Source organism: Nocardiopsis sp. CA-288880 (assembly GCF_050955985.1).
In the GTDB taxonomy this organism is placed as follows: Bacteria; Actinomycetota; Actinomycetes; order Streptosporangiales; family Streptosporangiaceae; genus Nocardiopsis; species Nocardiopsis tropica.
The window spans coordinates 464,563-480,350 of sequence record NZ_CP192105.1 but is presented as its reverse complement, the minus strand read 5'-3'; the positions used below and the strand labels follow the sequence as shown (position 1 = coordinate 480,350).

The following is a 15,788-nucleotide window of genomic DNA, read 5'->3' as shown; positions in this document are numbered from 1 at the left end:
TGCAAAGTTGCTTGGAGTGGTCGCACAATCACCTCGGGTGATGCCAATATAGACGTAGTGCAAATATTGGACATCCGGGCCAAGTGCCAGGATTAAGGCTCAAGGATCGGCACACAGATCCAGGAGGAGAGGCCGTACACATGTCAACTCGCACGCCCGAGGCGGAGCCCCTGTTGACCCCCGCCGAGGTTGCCACCATGTTCCGCGTGGACCCCAAGACCGTGACACGCTGGGCCAAGGCGGGCAAGCTGACCTCGATCCGCACCTTGGGCGGACACCGCCGCTACCGCGAGACTGAGGTCCGCGCTCTGCTGGCCGGAATCCCCAGCCAGCGTACGGAGTGATCTCCCCGGTCTGTGCCGATTCCGGGGGGAACGGCCGGACTCACTCCGGCTGCTGACAAAGGCTGACACGAATCGAGGGCGGGTCTCCCGAGAAGGGGGCCCGCCCCGCCGCGTTCCCCGGCCCGCCGTGCCCTCCTCCCGCCCTCCTCCGGGGGGCAAAAGGGAGGGCCGACCGCGGGCCGTCACTCTCCGCGCACGCCCGCCCCGCTCCTCCGGCGTGGGAACAGGAGTCGTCCACAGGCTGTGGACAGGCCCGGCGACGCAGGAGCAGGCGCTGGCGGCCCCGCGCGTCGGGTACCGGGCCGCCCCCGGGGCGGGGGCGCGGACGACGCCCCCGGCGCGTTCGGCGGGTCCCCGGAGCCGCGGCTCGCCGGGCGCGGCCCCTGTGGGGCGGGCGTGCGGCCGCCCGGCCCCGAGCGCTCCACGGCCTGTTCGACGGGCAGGCGTGGGGCGGGCTCCGCCCCAGGCGGGGCCGGGTACGCGGGAGTTATGGATTCGTTGCGCGGGGGCTGTGGCCGGGAGGGCCGCCCGACACGCGTCCGGCCCCGCTCCACGGGGAGCGGGGCCGGACGCGGACGGCGGCGGTCAGTCCCCGATCCGGTCGTCCATGGCGGTCGTGCGCTTGCGTGCGAGGAAGGTCGCGGCGGCGCCGCCGCCCACCGCCACCACGGCGGCCGTGATCAGCCCGGCCAGGGACCCGCCCGTGGTCGCCAGGCGGTTGTCCGGCCTCGCGGCCTCCTCCCCGGCGGCCTCGCCCTTGTCCCCGGGCACGGGCGGCGCGCTCGCGGCGTAGGTGGAGCCGAGCGCCCACGAGTCCGCGAAGTCCACGGCGAACTCCTTCTCCTCCTCGGGATCCCCCACCTGGACCCACACGGTCATCCAGCTGCGGACGCCCTTGCCGTCCCACTCGGCGTCCTCGTCCTCGAAGGTCGCCTCGTTGACCACGAAGCGCACGCTGACAGGGACCTCCAGGGCCACGTCGCCGCTCTCGTCGAAGAGCTCGATGACGTCCTCCACGACGACCCCGTCCGCGCCCACGGGGCCCACCGGGACGCCGAACGCGGTCAGGTGGCCGTGCTCGAAGGTCGCCTCGGTCACTCCCCCGTATCCGGCGCTCGCCGAGCTGGCCGCGTCGGCGAGGGTGAACTCCACGGCGTTGCCGTCGGCGGCGACGGTGCCGGAGTTGGTCTCGTCCAGCACGAGCAGCTCGTCCTCCTCGCTCGGGGACTGCTCCGGTGTCTCTCTGTGCCCCTCACCGGGCGTCTGCGGGCTCTTCTCGGGCTCCGGGAGGCGTCCGCCCTCCTCCTCGGCCGCACCCGGCTCCCCCTCCCCGCCCGTGGCCCCGGGGCTGGGCTCGTCCTGGAAGGGCGTGCCCTCCCCCGTCGGCTCCTCCCGCGGCTCGCCGGAGGGCTCGGACAGCTCCACGTCCGGCGGCACGTCGACCATCCCGTGGGCGGCGAGGTCGGCGACGTCCATCCGGAAGGCGGCGGTGTCGACGGTGGCCGCCGCGAGGGCGCCCTCGTCGTCGACGAGCGTGTGGCTCTCCCCGTCGATCTCCACGTAGTCCGCCATCGGGCCGAAGAGGTCGTCGGTGTCGGCGCTGGCCTCGGTCTCGCCGCCGAAGCTGACGGCGGTCGAGTACCCGGTGACGACGTCGCCGTCGGCGACCCACGCCTGGGCGTTGCCCCAGACCATGGGGGTCGTCGAGGCGGAGGCGGGCGGGGTGAGGACGGATGCGGGGCCGATGGCGCCGAGCGCGGCGAACAGGACGCCTGCGCCGACGAGTCGGCGTGCGATCGGCTTGGCGGGAGTCACCACAACACTCCTGTTGTATCTGGGGGATGTCCGGCCGCGCGGGTCGGCCTGCGCCGAGAGCGGTCCGCAGGGATCGCCGGGGCTGCCAGGGCCGGTCCGGCCTCGGTGCGGGGCGGCGATAGGGGGGCCTTCCCGCCCCGGGAAGGAACTCCGACGCGTGGCGCGCCCGTAGGGCGAGCCTAACCGCTGGATCACAAAACGGAAACCGTCCTACGTTCGGCTATCGACCGACAAATATGTATTAACTCTCAGATAACGGAACAGATGTCGGGGAAGTTCCGGGGCGGTGGACCCCGGACCGCAGCCTTTCCGGGCGCCGGGCGCAGGCGGGCCGGGCACACGGAAGGGCCCCGGGGGACGCGTCCCCCGGGGCCCGGTCGGTCCTGTGCCGACCTCCGCTGCGACTAGGCCGTGTTCCGCGGATCATTCCGGGCTCGCGGCCGCCGGGCTGCCTCTCGCCGCGCCGACTGCGCTCGGACAGCCAAACCCGGGCTGACCTTCGCTACTCGTCTTGCGAGAGATGGCCCGGCGACCGCTCGCGGTGATCGGCGCAAGCGCCGAGCCCACCGAAAGCATCCACGGACCACGCCCTAGCCCTCGCTGCTCTCGGCGGCGGAGTCGGCGGCGCTCTTCCTGCGGCGCGCGAAGTACGCGGCCGCGCCACCGCCGGCGGCGATCGCGGCGCCGGCCGCGATCAGCCCGGCGAGGGGGCTGCCGGTCGTGGCCAGGGCCTCGGTCGGCTTCGGCTCCGGCTTCGGCAGCTCCTCGGCGTCGCGGGACGGCGGGGTCTTGTCGTCGCCCCCGTCACCGTCGCCGCTGCCGCCGTCACCGTCGCCGCCGCCGTTGCCCGCGTCGTCGGCCGTCACGCCGACGCTGGCGTAGGTGACGCCCAGGGCGTAGCCGCCCTCGAACTCGCCGGGGACGGTGATGTCCACGAGCAGCGCCGTGTAGGCGTCGTCCCAGTCGAAGCCCGCGTCGTCCGAGGTGTAGGTGCCCTGGTCCTGGTACGGGGCGCCGACCACGGCGTCGAGCTCGTTCACCTCGTAGGCGACGGTGCCCGGGTCGACCGAGTGGGAGACGGAGCCGTCCCACGACTGGGTCGTCGTGACGCTCGCTCCGGAGATCGTGGCCGACAGGACGATCTCGTCGCCCGTGGAGGAGAGCTCGATGTCGTCGGCGTCCAGCTCGACGAGCGGGGCCGCCGCCCCGTCTCCGGAGACCTCGCCGCCGTCGGCGGCGGGGGTTTCAGGAGTCTCGGGGGACTCAGGGGTCTCGGGGGTTTCCGCAGGCGGGTCCGTGGGCTCGACCGGAGGCGTCCCCGCGTCCCCGTCGCTCTCGCCGTCGCCCTCGCCCGGAGCGGTGGACTCGTCCTCCCCGGGCTCCCCCTGGGGCTCCTCCGAGGGGGTGGCGGAGGGGTCCTCGTCCGCGTCCGACTCCTCGTCGTCGGCCTCCTCGTCCTCCGCGTCCGCGATGATCTCCTCGACGTCGGAGGCGGTGAGCCGGATGGTGGCGCTCGACACCGTGGTGGTGGCGGTGGCGCCGTTGCCGTCGACCGAGGCCGAGGTGGAGGCCTCGATGCTGAAGTACTCGTCGAGGGCGCCGGAGTAACCGCTGGAGTCGCTGTTCGACTCGCCCCGGGGGGTGATGTAGGTCTCCGCGATGCCGTAGCCGTCGGCGACGTTGGCGTGGGCCCAGCCCACGGTCTGGGTGTCCGCGGCGGCGGGAAGGGCCGTCGCGACGCCGAGCGCGCCGAGCGCCGCGAAAGCGGCGCCGCCCTGGAGAATGCGGCGCGCGGTCACGCGAGTGTTCTTCAAGTCAATCCTCATTCGGATCACCACGGTCCGAGACCTCTCGGACCGGCCTGGATGCACGCACAACCGCCGACAGCGGGATTTCGGGGGCGCGGAACACGAACCAGGATCGGATGGGGGATGGCGGTGGGCACACAGAAGCCCTCCACCTGCGGAAACGGGGAAAACGCGGTCGCGACCACAGAACGGTGGGTCGGCGGAACCGAGCTGGAATGACTTCCCGTTTCCTCACTCGAACCTTACATCGGACGAAACAGGAGAATCATCCGAGATCCCATCACGAACAGATCTCGATGAAGAAGTGCGTCACTCTGAGCAAGGGATGCATTCTTCTCGGAGTTTTTTTCCGAACGGTGTAAACCTCGCCCGGGAACGGACGTCCTACAAGAAAAGGCGTACCCGGGGAAGGGTGCTCCGCGGACACCGGCTCCACGGACGCCTCCGCGGTGACGGGCGACACATCCCCTTTGTCGGGCCCCTCTCCCCTGCCGAACACCTTTCGTCGGGATATGAGTCGGTATGCCCCGGGTACCGCGAGCGACTAGGTTGTGGGCATGCCCGTCTCCGCACCGCCAGGGCCCCGGAGCCGCGCCACCCGCGCCCTGTCTCTGGCGTCCCTCGCCCTCCTCCTCACCGCCGCCTGCTCGGCCTCGCCCGGAGGGGCCTCCGGCGGCGACCCCACGGCGGCGCCTCCCCTTCCCGGGCCGCAGGACGGCGGCGACGCCCCCGGCGGCGACCGCGACGCCGCGCCCGAGGACGGCCCCGTCGGCGAGGGCCCCCTCGGCACGCGCGTCGTCGTCATCGACCCGGGCCACAACGGCGGCAACGCCTCCGCGCCGGGAGAGATCAACGCGCTCGTCCCCGCCGGCCCCGCCGAGAAGGCCTGCGACACCGTCGGCGCCGAGACCGGGGACGGCTACCCGGAGCACGAGTTCAACTGGGAGCTCTCCCTCCTGGTCAAGGAGCGGCTGGAGGCCGACGGCGCCACCGTCCTCCTCACCCGGGAGGACGACGAGGGCGTCGGCCCGTGCATCGACGAGCGCGCCGGGATCGGCAACGAGGCGGAGGCCGACGCGGCCCTGTCCATCCACGCCGACGGCGGGCCCGAGTCCGGTCGCGGGTTCCACGTGATCATGCCCGGCGAGGTGGACGGCTTCACCGAGGAGATCGTGGAGCCCTCCCGGCTGCTCGCCGAGGACGTCCGCCGCGCGTACCTGGAGGGGAGCGACATCCCCTACGCCGACTACCTCGCCGACGAGGGCCTGGACGAGCGCACCGACCTGGGCGGGCTGAACATGTCCACGGTGCCCAAGGTGTTCCTGGAGGCGGGCAACATGCGCAACCCCGAGGACGCCGAACTCCTGTCCGACCCCGCGTGGCGCGAGCGCGCCGCGGACTCCATCGCCCAGGGGATGGCCGCCTACCTCATGCGGAACTGAGGACCGGCCGGAACGTCCGCACCCGGCCAAGACCGCCCGTTCGTATGGCGGGGGCGGTCCCGCCTCGGCATAATGCGTGCATGACCTCCCCCCGCCCCGCGCAGGGCCTGCCGGAGGCCCCGGCCCCCGGCGCGGTCCGGCGCGGCCTCCACCGCGCCCGGGCCGAGGACGTCCTCGGCCGGGCGTCCTTCGCGGTGGCCGTGCCCCAGGGCTCCCCGCCCCGCGCGGGCGCCCCCTTCCCCGGCCCGCCCGGGGACCGGCGGCCGGCGCCGACCGGCGCCGAGGAACGGCCCCGGTCCTGCGCGGGTACGGCCGCGGACGGGCACGGGAGGTCCTCGCCAGTCTCGTCGGATCCGCCCTCGGACGCGGAATCACGCGCGGGCCGGGGATGACCGCCACGAGAACCTCCTGAACTGCACAATGGGGACCATGCCTCTGACACCGGCGGACATCCGCGAAAAGAAGTTCCACACGGTGCGTCTGCGCCCGGGTTACAACGAGGAGGACGTCGACGCGCTCCTCGACCGGATCGAGGCGACGCTCGTCGCCCTGGAGGGCGGGCCGCGCACGGGCCCGCTCATCACGGCCGACGAGGTGCGCAACTCACGGTTCCGCACCACGAGGCTGAGCCCGGGGTACCGCGAGGACGAGGTCGACGACTTCCTCGACGTCGTGGTCGCCGACCTCGCCGGACGCGGCCTCGGCCGGTTCGGCGACCGGACCACCCCGCCGCTGCCGCCCCGGCCGGGGGCCTCCCGGACCGGTCCGGCCGACCGGCAGGACCCGTCGGAGGGCAGGCGCCGCACGCCTCCCGGCCGGACCGGCCCGGCGGGGCCGCCGCACAGGTTCGGGATGACGCCGGAGGACATCCGTGAGCAGCAGTTCGCCACCACCCGGTTGACCACCGGCTACAACGAGCAGGAGGTCGACGACTTCCTGGACCGCGCCGAGTTCACGCTCGACGCTCTCCAGCAGGGGCTCCCGGACCGCGCGACCCTCACGGCGGCGGAGGTGGAGCGGGTCCAGTTCGCCACCACCCGGGCGCGCCCGGGGTACGACCCGGCGCAGGTGGACCGGTTCCTGGACGCGCTGGCGGAGGAGCTGCGCCGCTACGAGCAGCAGTAGCCGGCGCGGGTCCTGCCGCGCACCGGACGCGAGGCGTGGGGGCGGAGCCCGGCCGGCGGGACCCGGTCGCGCGTGCCCTCCGGCCCCGGCGGCGCGGACGGGGGCGGGCCCGTGGAGGGGGCGGTCCCGTCCGGCGGGCGGGTCCGCGCGGGGACGGGGCCCGCGGCAGGCGCGTGTCCCGGGCGGGGCCCGGACGCGACGCCGGGGCAACCAGTACCGACCCGCCTCTTCCGGACACGCCGTAGCGCACGAACCCCATCCCCGGGGAAGCGGAAAGTAATATTTGAACACAGCGAGTAGTCGACCCTGCTGTCTCACTGACCGTGACCCGAGGGGAGGCAGGATGTTCCACCCGACGTGCCCGGAGGGCCGCGCCACCGCCTGGCCGGTCCGCGGCGCACCCGGCCCCACCGCGCCCTCCGGGGCGGGGGCGCGGCTCCCGCCGGTGGCCGACCGCTCCGCCGACCTGGTCCCGTGCGACGCGGACGAGGAACTCGTGCCGACACCCGCGCACCCGTGGGAGGGGCCGCTGCTGGCGGCGTGCGCGGCCGTGACCCTCGTGATGGCCGGGGTGCTCGCCCGCACCGTGTGGGCGGCGACGGGGTCGTGGGAGTGCGTGGTCTGCGCACTGGCGGCGGTACCCGCGGTGTGCTGGGCGGCGCGGGGGCTGCTGTACGCCCGGCGCCGCGCGGAGTCGGTGAAGATCTCGCCGACGCAGTTCCCCGAGGCGTACCGGACGGTGGTGTCGCTGGCCGCCGACATGGGACTGCCGAGACCCCCCGAGGCGTATGTCCGGATCGGCGGCGGGCCCTGCGGGACGGACGCCTCCGGCCACGGGCGGCGCCGCTACCTCGTGCTGTCGGACGCGCTGTTCGACGGCGGTGGAGGGCTGCGCGACCCGGAGGCCCTGGCGTTCCTGGTCGCCCACCAGCTCGGCCACGTGGCCGCCGGCCACACCGGTTTCTGGCGGCGGATGGCGACGATCGGCGGGGACCTCGTCCCGGGGCTCGGTTCGGCGCTGTCCCGCGCGATGGAGTACACCGCCGACGACCACGCCTACTCCCGCTTCCCCGAGGGGGCGCACGCCGTCAGGCTCCTCGCCGGGGGAGCCCGCCTCTACACCCGGGTGAACATGGGGGAGATGGCGGACCGCGCCCGCACCGACCGGGGCTGCTCCCTGCTGCTGTACCACCTGCTGATCCGCCGCCCCAGCAACACGCGGCGGATGGCGGCGCTGCGCGACCGCACCCGGCGCGGACGCGTCTTCCTCTGACAGCCGGGACGGCCGCCCGCCCGGGCCGCGCACCGGGCCGGCGCCGGGCGTCCGGCGGATGTGGGGGCGCCGGGGGCCTTCCGGCGCGCCGGTGCGGATGTCGCGGTCCGCACCGGTACCGGAGGCCCTCTTGCCTGTCATGTGTCAGGCGGGGTGGGAGTTACCAACCTCCGTGGTCAGTACACCTAGCTCCACTGGCGGCGCATGGTCCAGCGGTCGGACGCGACGTCGCGGGTGATGTCGATGATGCTGGGCTCCCCCGCCTCGGACTCGGCCGAGACGCGGAGCAGGTGGACCTGGGTGGCGGGCGTCCCGGGCACTTCGGGGCGGGCGGGCCAGTCCCCGATGATCCTGCGCACCCGGAAGGTGCGACCTCGCCAGGTGAACCGGGCGGGGGTGCCGTCCCGGGTGGAACGTACGTCGATGTGTTCGTTCAGGAGACTCACGCGGGCAGCCTATCGAACTCTTGTTCGAGAAAGTCAAGCCTCTCGAAACGGTGGCCCTGCCGGGCGGTGTCGGACCCGGAACACCCTAGGGGCGCGGGCCGCCCGGGGCGGTGGACCCGCCTCCGGCGTGTCGCGGCGCCCGGGCGCCGTCGCCGTCGCCGTCGCCCCTACACGACGAAGTACGGGGCGGGGTCGTCGGCGCGGGCGTTCGCGATGCGGTCGAGGATGCGCGGCGGCATGTCCGGCAGCGCGTCCGGCGGGAACCACCGGACCTCCAGGGTCTCGTCGCCGCCGGCGTCGGGGGCGCCGCCGACGACGCGGCAGCGGAAGGCGAGGTCGAGGAACTGGACCCGGTCCCCGTTGGGGTAGGTGCGGGGCTCCTGGCCGACCACGCTGGCCAGCCTCTCGACCTCGACCTCCAGGCCGGTCTCCTCCCTCACCTCGCGCACGACGGCGGGGGCGGGCTGCTCCCCGGGTTCGAGGATGCCGCCGGGCGGGGCCCAGCGGCCGTCGTCGGCGCGCCTGTGCAGGAGGATGTCGCCGTTCTCGCCGATCACCACCCCCGTGACCCCCACGAGCGGGAGGAGACCGTGGCCGACGTGGTCGCGCAGCGCGAGGAGGAAGTCAGGTACGGGCATGCGCACGAGCCTACGAGACCGGCCGGGACGGCCGCCGCACGCCCCGCGCCCCTCAGCGCCCCCGGGAGGCGCGCAGCTCCTCGTGCTCCTCGGCGAGGATCGACATGAGGACGGCGTCGTGCCACTCCCCGTTCCAGCGCAGGTGCTTGCGCCACACGCCCTCCCTGACGAAACCGGAGCGGGCGTAGGACTTCTGGGCGTTGGCGTTGAACGCGAACACCTCCAGACTCACCCGGTGCAGGCCGGCCACCGTGAACGCGTACTCCAGCACCAGGTCGGTGGCCTCGGTCCCGTAGCCCCTCCCGGTGGAGGCCATGTCGTAGAGCGCGATCCGGTACCCCGCGCAGGCGTTGTCCGGGTCCAGTCCGAGGAGCGCGCAGTCGCCCACGGCCCTCCCGTCCTCCCGCGACACGATCACCCAGTCGGCGCGGTCGTGGTGGTCGGGGCGGGTGGCGTACCACCTCCGCAGCTCGTCCCCGGTGAACCGGCGGTGGGTCCCCGTGAGCCTGCGGACCTCGGGGTCCATGTCCACCATCGGACCGAGCAGGGCCTCGCCGCTCTCGGCGTCGAGGGGCACGAGCCGGACCCTCGTCCCGTGGAGCGCGGGCTGGTCGCGGAAGACGTCGGGAGGAACCATGGCCGGGATTCCAGCAGAGGGCCCGGAACGGCGCAACCGGGTTTCCACGACCCCTCCGCGGCCCCTGTACGATCCGGGCACGGCGCGCGGCGCCGGCGACGCGAGGGGGACCCGGTGACGGTCGGTTCGGGAACGGTCAGCTTCCAGACGGTCCGCGAGACCAACCTGGGCGTCGTGCTGCGCACGGTCCGCGAGCTGGCCCCGTGTTCGCGCTCGGCGGTCGCGTCCGCGACGGGCCTGAACAAGACCACCGTGTCCAGCCTGGTCGCCGACCTGATGGCGCGGGGGCTGGTCCTGGAGACCGGGGAGACCTCGCGGCAGAGGGTGGGCCGTCCGGGCGTGCTGCTGGCGCTGGACGACTCGTCGGTGGCCGCGGTCGGCCTGGAGGTCAACGTCGACTACCTGTCGGTGGTCGCCGTGGACCTGCTGCGGAACGAACTCGTAAGCCGCCACGTCCCCTTCGACGCGCGTTCGGCGGGGCCGGAGGCGTGCGCGCGGCGCATCGCGCGGACGCTGCGGGAGGCCATGGAGTCCCCGGAGCTCAGCGGGCGCGCCGTGGTGGCGGCGGGCGTGGCCGTGCCGGGGCTGATCGACGCGCCCGCGGGGACCGTCACCCGCGCGCCCAACCTGGGCTGGCAGGGCGTGCGGTTGCGGGACCTGGTGGGGGACCTGCTGCGTACGGCGGGGGCGGGTGACGTGCCGGTCCATGTGGACAACGACGCGAACCTGGCGGCGATGGCGGAGTACCGGGTGGGGTCCTTCGCGGGCACGCCGGACCTGGCGTACGTGACCGGCGAGGTGGGGATCGGCGCGGGCATCCTGGCCGGCGGCGAGCTGCTGCGGGGCGCGGGCGGGTTCGCGGGCGAGGTGGGCCACCTGGCGCTCGCCCCGGACGGCCCGGAGTGCGCCTGCGGACGCCGCGGCTGCCTGGAGTCGCTGGCGGGCATCGGCGCGATCGTGCGCGGGGCCGTGCCGGACCTCGTGCCGGACCGCCCCCTGTCGGGGAGCGACGTCGCGGAACTGGTGTCGGCGGCGGTGGAGCGGGCCGAAAGCGGTGACGGCGTCGCCGTGGGCGCGCTGGAGCGGGCGGGCATGTGGCTGGGCCGGGGGCTGTCGACGCTCGTCAACGTCACCAACCCGAGCGTGGTGCTGCTGGGCGGGTACTTCGTGCCCATGGGACCGTGGCTGCTGCCCGGCTGCCGCGAGGAGGTCGTGGCGAACGTGTTCGCTCCGGGGGCGGGCGGCTGCCGGATCGAACTGTCGGCCCTGGGCCTGAGCGCGGCGGCCCGCGGCGCGGCCGCCTCGATGATCCACGCGCTCGACGTCGGCCTGCTGCCGCTCCCCGCGCCGGGGGCCGCCCGGGCGGCGGTCCCGGGCGGCTCGTAGGCGGTCCCGCGGCTGCGGGGCCCGTCCCCCGCGGGCCGGGTCCGCGGGGGACGCGTCCGGCGTCCGCCCCGGCCCGGGGCTCCGGCCCGCGCACCGGGGCTCCGGGCGGCGGGTCCCGCCCGGTGTCAGTCCCGGGAGAACCCCAGGGTGGCGACCGCCGTGCCGGAGCGCTCGAACACCAGGTAGACGTCGCGGACCCCGCGGGCGGGCACGCCGTCGGGGACCAGGGGCGCGCGGACGGCCGTGAAGCCGTAGCGGTCCCGGTCCGCCGGAACGTCCACGACGGCGAGGGTCGGCCCGTCGCCGGGGTCGTCCAGGCGCAGGCGCACGGTGGCGGCGTGTCCGGCGTTGACCGACAGGTGGCAGGCGGCGGCCCCCGCGCCGAGGTCCACGTCGTGGAACGCCGCCCAGGCGCCGTCCGCCCGCGCCCGCACCGCGTCGCCGCGTTCGGGGGTGAGCGGGCACAGCGCGGTGCCCCGGGCCTCGTCGTACCCGGCGGCCGACCACGGTTCGTACGCGTCCCGGGGCGGGATGGCCTCCCCGGGGACGTTCAGGGCGGCCGTGGCCCGGATGTCCGTGGCGGAGCGCCCGACGAGCACCTCGCGCGGCGCCTCCTCGACGACGAACCTGTCGCGGGTGGTGTCCCACAGGGCGAGGTCCTCCACGTCGAACGACACCGTGGCCACGGCGCCGCCGCCGGGTTCGACGCGGACACGGGTGAAGCCGCGCAGCGCGCGCAGCGGGGTCCGCACCCGGGAGGCCAGCTGCCGCGTGTACACCTGCACGACCTCGTCCGCGGGGCGGGGCCCGGTGTTGACGACCACGACGGTGACGGTGACCCGGCCGCCGTCGACCGTGACGGCGGGGGCCGCGTACTCGACGCGGGTGTAGCCGAGGCCGTGACCGAACGGGTAGAGGGGGTCCCCCTCGAAGTACAGGTACGTGCCGCGCGCGCCGATGATGTCGTAGTCGAGCGGGCCGGGGAGGTCGTCGGCGGACCGGTACCAGGTCTGGGTGAGCCTGCCGGAGGGCTCGGCGTCGCCGAAGAGCACGTCGGCGAGGGCGTTGCCGTACTCCTGGCCCCCGTGGGCCGACCAGAGGATCGCGGGGAGGTGGTCGTCGGCCCAGGTGACGCCGAACGGGCAGCCGCTGCTGAGCACCAGCGCGGTGGCCGGGTTGGCGGCGTGCACGGCGCGCAGGACCCGCTCCTGCGCGGCGGCCAGGTCGAGGTCGGTCCGGTCCTCGGTCTCGCGCCCGTTCACCATCGGGTGGTCGCCCGCGACGACGACGACGGCGTCGGCGGACGCGGCGGCCCGGGCGGCCTCCGCCGCCCCCGTGCCCAGCCCCGTGACCCGGAACCCGGCGGCCCCGGCGGGGTCGTCGGTGAGCCGGAGGACCCCTTCGGCGCCGACTGCGACACGGCGTCCGCTGTGGACCTGGACGAGGCAGGCCAGGCCGTCGGCGCGCTCCTCGAACCGGAAGGTCTGGCGGACCTCCCAGGTCCCGGGTCCGGGCGCGGTGCAGGCGAGGGCGCCGTCCGGCTGCTCGTCCACGTACAGGCCGGTCCCGGCGGAGCGCAGCGCGCAGGCTCCGCCGCCCCAGTCCAGGAGGTCGAAGCCGGTTCCGTCCCCGTGTCCGGGGGCGACGACCTCCAGGGGCCCGCCGCCGGCCGGGGCGAGCACCCGTCCGCCGTCGGTGTCGAGCGTGATCCGGTCGGCGCCCTCGCAGAACACGGTCTCGACCCGTTCGGCGATGCCGGCCCGCGCGGTGACGGCGTAGGGCAGGGTGCCGCTGTACCAGTCCTCCAGCACGGTGTCGCCGAGCTGGCCGATGACGGCGACACGGCGCACGCCGCGCAGCGGCAGCAGCCCGTCGTTGCGGAGCAGGACGAGGGAGCGGGTGGCGGCCTCGCGGGCGAGCGCCCGGTGCGCGGGGGTGTCGTCCGTGTACGCGCCGGCGGGTTCGGCCCCGCCCGGCCGCTCCGCGGCGCCTCCGCCCCCCTCCGCGCGGTCCCCGGAGCCCGGGTCTCCCCCGCCGTCCGGGCCCGCCGGGCGGCCGGGGTCGAACTCGCCGAGCCGGAGCCGGATCGACAGCACGCGGCGGGCGGCCCGGTCGATGTCGGCCTCGGTGAGCAGTCCCCGCCTCAGCGCCTCCCGGACGTGCCCGAGGGGGCCGTCGGGGCGGTCGTCGTCCTGGGTGAGGCTGTCGACCCCGGCGCGGAGGGCGTGCGCGTAGGCGGTCGGCGGGTCGGGGTGGAAGGCCTGGAGCCCGGCCAGGTTGGCGGGGGCGTAGGCGTCGCTGACCACCAGGATGTGGTCCGGGGCGGCCGGGCGCAGGATCTCGCCGATGAGCGGGCTCAGGTGGGCGGGACGCCCGTTGACCAGGTTGTAGGAGGGCATGACGGCGACGGCCGCCCCGTCCTCCAGCGCGGGCAGGAACGCGGGCAGCTCGTACTCGCGCAGGACCCTGGGCGGCAGGTCGCTGGAGGTGACGCAGCGATCCTCCTCGTTGTTGTAGCCGAGGAAGTGCTTGAGGGTCGGCGCGGTGCGGAGCCGGGCGCCGTTCCCGGCGAGGCCGCGCGCGTGGGCGGTCGCCAGGAGGCCGGTCAGCCACGGGTCCTCGGAGTACCCCTCCTCGTTGCGCCCCCAGCGGGGGTCGCGCAGGGGGTTGACCACGGGCGCCCACACGTTGCGTCCGGCCCCCCGGTCCAGGCCGGCGAGCACCGCGTCGGCGGTGGCCTCCCCGACCCGGCGCAGCAGCTCGGGGTCCCAGGCGCTGGCGAGGCCGAGGGCCTGCGGGTAGACGGTGGCCGGGCCGAGCCAGGCCAGGCCGTGCAGCGCCTCGGTTCCGGTGCGGAAGGGGCCGAGGCCGATGCGCTCGACGGGGGCCTGGTGCTGGTGCAGGAGCCCGATCTTCTCGTCGGTGGTGAGGCGGCTGAGCAGGTCGTCCAGGCGGAGTTCGTCGGGGAGGCCGGGGTCCCGGTGGGGCGGGACGGTCGCATGCGTGCTCATGGGGGGTTCCGTCTCTCGTGCGCGGCGGCAATGCCCCTCGAAATCGAACCGCTTCGACTTCGTCCTCGAAGGGATCTTGTGTGCCACATCACAGTGCAGTAATTTGTTTGTCTAAACGGCCAACTAATTCATAGCAAAATGGCCCTTCGTTTCCTACCCCCCTGGGCTCCGGCCTGCTCGACCGAAGGAACGACGCTATGCCCCCCACCCCCCTGCTTCCCCTGCCCGGCCGCCGGCGCTTCCTCGGCATCATGGGAGCCTCCACCGCGGCCGCCCTCTCGGCGGGCGTGCTCTCCGGTTGCTCGTCGGGATCGGGCGGCGGAGGCGGCGGCTCCGCCGCGGCCGCCACCTCCCTGGACGACCTGATCCCCACCTACATCCCCTTCGAGGGCGTCTCCCCCGACATCGAGGGGCTGCACGGCGCGCCCTCCGGGTTCACGGCCTACCCCGACACGTTCCTCCGGGCGGTGTCCGAGCCGCGGGGACGCGGCGGCGAGTACACGGCGATGACCCCCATGTGGGGGCCGATCCCCCCGGGACTGGGCAACAACTCGTTCTTCGACCACGTCAACGGGCGGCTCGGCTCGACGGTCAGGTTCAACTTCCAGGACGGCAACACGATCATCGACAAGATGAACGCGGTGATCGCCGGACGCGACGTCGCCGACATCACGATGTTCCCCGACTGGGTCATCAACCTGATCCCCCAGTTCAACCGGGCCGTGGGCGAACTCTTCGAGGACCTGACCCCGTACCTGGCCGGCGACGCGGCCGCCGCCTACCCCCTGCTGGCCAACCTGGAGAGCGACGCCTGGCGCTGGAACGTCTTCAACGGGCAGCTCCAGGGCGTGCCCTGGCCGTCCGAGCCGTTCAGCAACTGGGTCCTGTACCGGCGCGACCTGCTGGAGGAGTACGGCCTGGAGCCGCCCGCCAGCCCGGACGACCTGTTCGCGATCGGCGAGGAGATCAACGACCCCGACGGCAACCGGTGGGCGTTCGGCGACTTCAACCTCAGCATCCGCCAGGTGTTCGGCGCCCCCAAGCAGTGGCGGTACGAGAACGGCGAGCTCATCCACATGTTCGAGACGGACGAGTGGCGGGCGAGCGTCGAGTACATGCGCAGGATCTTCGACGCCGGACTCGTCCACCCCGACATCGTCGCCCAGGCCGACAACTCCAAGGAGCTGCTCAACTCCGGTCAGATCGTCTTCAACCAGGACGGCATCGGCGCCTGGCACGAGGCGTACGCGGCGATGCTCGGCGACCACCCCGGCTTCCGCCTGGACCTGATGCCGGTGTTCGGCGACTCCGGCCGGGACCCCGTCATGCACACCGCGGACCCCTCCGCCCAGTCCGTGTTCGTGCGCAGGGGGATGGAGCCGGAGCAGATCGAGGAGGTCCTCGGCATCCTCGACTTCTGCGCGGCGCCGTTCGGCACCCAGGAGTACATGGACTACCGCTACGGCGAGGAGGGCGTCCACCACGAGCGCTCCGACCAGGGGGCGCCCCAGCTGACCGACCTGGGCAACGGCGAGGTCAACGACGGCTACTACTTCCTGAGCGGGCGCCCCCAGGCGATCACCGAGAGCCAGTACCCGGACTTCGTCGAGTGGAAGACCACCTGGTACAACCACGCCGCCCAGTTCACCGAGGAGGACCCGTTCGCGGGCATCCGCATCCAGCGCCCCGAGCGCTTCTCCGGCGCGGAGACCCCCATGACCGACAAGGTCGAGGACATCATCCGCGGGCGCGAGGACCTCGGGCAGCTGGACCGGGCCGTCGCGGACTGGCGGCGCGACGGCGGGGACGAGGGCCGGGAGTTCTACATGGGCGTCCTCCAGGAGCACGGCCGTGACTGAGCGG

At 74.3% G+C, this 15,788-nt stretch carries 12 protein-coding genes; 6 read left to right on the top strand and 6 right to left on the bottom strand.

The window, feature by feature from the left end; genetic code table 11:
* Nucleotides 1-140 precede the first annotated feature (140 nt).
* On the top strand, nucleotides 141-344 hold the full coding sequence (gene bldC / locus ACQPYD_RS02130; protein ID WP_013155387.1) for a developmental transcriptional regulator BldC: 204 nt from the start codon (nucleotides 141-143) through the stop codon (nucleotides 342-344).
* 585 nt (nucleotides 345-929) lie between these two features.
* Here bldC and ACQPYD_RS02125 read toward each other — a convergent pair.
* Nucleotides 930-2,159, bottom strand: a complete 1,230-nt coding sequence (locus tag ACQPYD_RS02125) for a hypothetical protein (RefSeq protein WP_433699545.1) — start codon at nucleotides 2,157-2,159, stop codon at nucleotides 930-932.
* Between the two features lie 590 nt (nucleotides 2,160-2,749).
* The gene (locus ACQPYD_RS02120; RefSeq protein WP_433699544.1) at nucleotides 2,750-3,973 is read right to left on the bottom strand and encodes an LPXTG cell wall anchor domain-containing protein; all 1,224 of its coding nucleotides are present in this window, start codon (nucleotides 3,971-3,973) and stop codon (nucleotides 2,750-2,752) included.
* A 551-nt stretch (nucleotides 3,974-4,524) separates the two neighbouring features.
* On the opposite strand from ACQPYD_RS02120, the gene ACQPYD_RS02115 reads away from it, so the two are divergent.
* The 3 genes from ACQPYD_RS02115 to ACQPYD_RS02105 all read left to right on the top strand — a co-directional run bounded on the left by ACQPYD_RS02115 (nucleotide 4,525) and on the right by ACQPYD_RS02105 (nucleotide 7,807).
* On the top strand, nucleotides 4,525-5,409 hold the full coding sequence (locus tag ACQPYD_RS02115) for an N-acetylmuramoyl-L-alanine amidase (protein ID WP_433699543.1): 885 nt from the start codon (nucleotides 4,525-4,527) through the stop codon (nucleotides 5,407-5,409).
* Nucleotides 5,410-5,829: 420 nt separating this feature from the next.
* Nucleotides 5,830-6,534: a DivIVA domain-containing protein gene (locus ACQPYD_RS02110; RefSeq protein WP_433699542.1), complete on the top strand. Its 705-nt coding sequence runs from the start codon at nucleotides 5,830-5,832 to the stop codon at nucleotides 6,532-6,534.
* A 343-nt stretch (nucleotides 6,535-6,877) separates the two neighbouring features.
* Complete coding sequence (locus ACQPYD_RS02105; RefSeq protein ID WP_433699541.1) at nucleotides 6,878-7,807, top strand: M48 family metallopeptidase; 930 nt, start codon at nucleotides 6,878-6,880, stop codon at nucleotides 7,805-7,807.
* Nucleotides 7,808-7,992: 185 nt separating this feature from the next.
* Here the strand turns inward: ACQPYD_RS02105 and ACQPYD_RS02100 are convergent, their stop codons facing one another.
* From ACQPYD_RS02100 to ACQPYD_RS02090, 3 genes are all read right to left on the bottom strand, one after another.
* A complete protein-coding gene (locus tag ACQPYD_RS02100) occupies nucleotides 7,993-8,253 on the bottom strand; it encodes a DUF6504 family protein (protein ID WP_433699540.1) in 261 nt (86 codons plus the stop codon).
* A 167-nt stretch (nucleotides 8,254-8,420) separates the two neighbouring features.
* Nucleotides 8,421-8,891 carry an NUDIX hydrolase gene (locus tag ACQPYD_RS02095; RefSeq protein ID WP_433699539.1) on the bottom strand — a complete coding sequence of 157 codons (471 nt, stop codon included), beginning with the start codon at nucleotides 8,889-8,891 and terminating at the stop codon, nucleotides 8,421-8,423.
* A gap of 52 nt (nucleotides 8,892-8,943) precedes the next feature.
* The gene (locus tag ACQPYD_RS02090; RefSeq protein WP_433699538.1) at nucleotides 8,944-9,528 is read right to left on the bottom strand and encodes a GNAT family N-acetyltransferase; all 585 of its coding nucleotides are present in this window, start codon (nucleotides 9,526-9,528) and stop codon (nucleotides 8,944-8,946) included.
* 114 nt (nucleotides 9,529-9,642) lie between these two features.
* Between ACQPYD_RS02090 and ACQPYD_RS02085 the strand changes: the two genes are divergently transcribed.
* Complete coding sequence (locus ACQPYD_RS02085; protein ID WP_433699537.1) at nucleotides 9,643-10,914, top strand: ROK family protein; 1,272 nt, start codon at nucleotides 9,643-9,645, stop codon at nucleotides 10,912-10,914.
* A 125-nt stretch (nucleotides 10,915-11,039) separates the two neighbouring features.
* Here the strand turns inward: ACQPYD_RS02085 and ACQPYD_RS02080 are convergent, their stop codons facing one another.
* Nucleotides 11,040-13,925 carry a glycoside hydrolase family 3 C-terminal domain-containing protein gene (locus tag ACQPYD_RS02080; RefSeq protein ID WP_433699536.1) on the bottom strand — a complete coding sequence of 962 codons (2,886 nt, stop codon included), beginning with the start codon at nucleotides 13,923-13,925 and terminating at the stop codon, nucleotides 11,040-11,042.
* 197 nt (nucleotides 13,926-14,122) lie between these two features.
* Here ACQPYD_RS02080 and ACQPYD_RS02075 point away from each other — a divergent pair, with 197 nt between their 5' ends.
* Nucleotides 14,123-15,784, top strand: a complete 1,662-nt coding sequence (locus tag ACQPYD_RS02075; protein WP_433699535.1) for an extracellular solute-binding protein — start codon at nucleotides 14,123-14,125, stop codon at nucleotides 15,782-15,784.
* Nucleotides 15,785-15,788 lie beyond the last annotated feature (4 nt).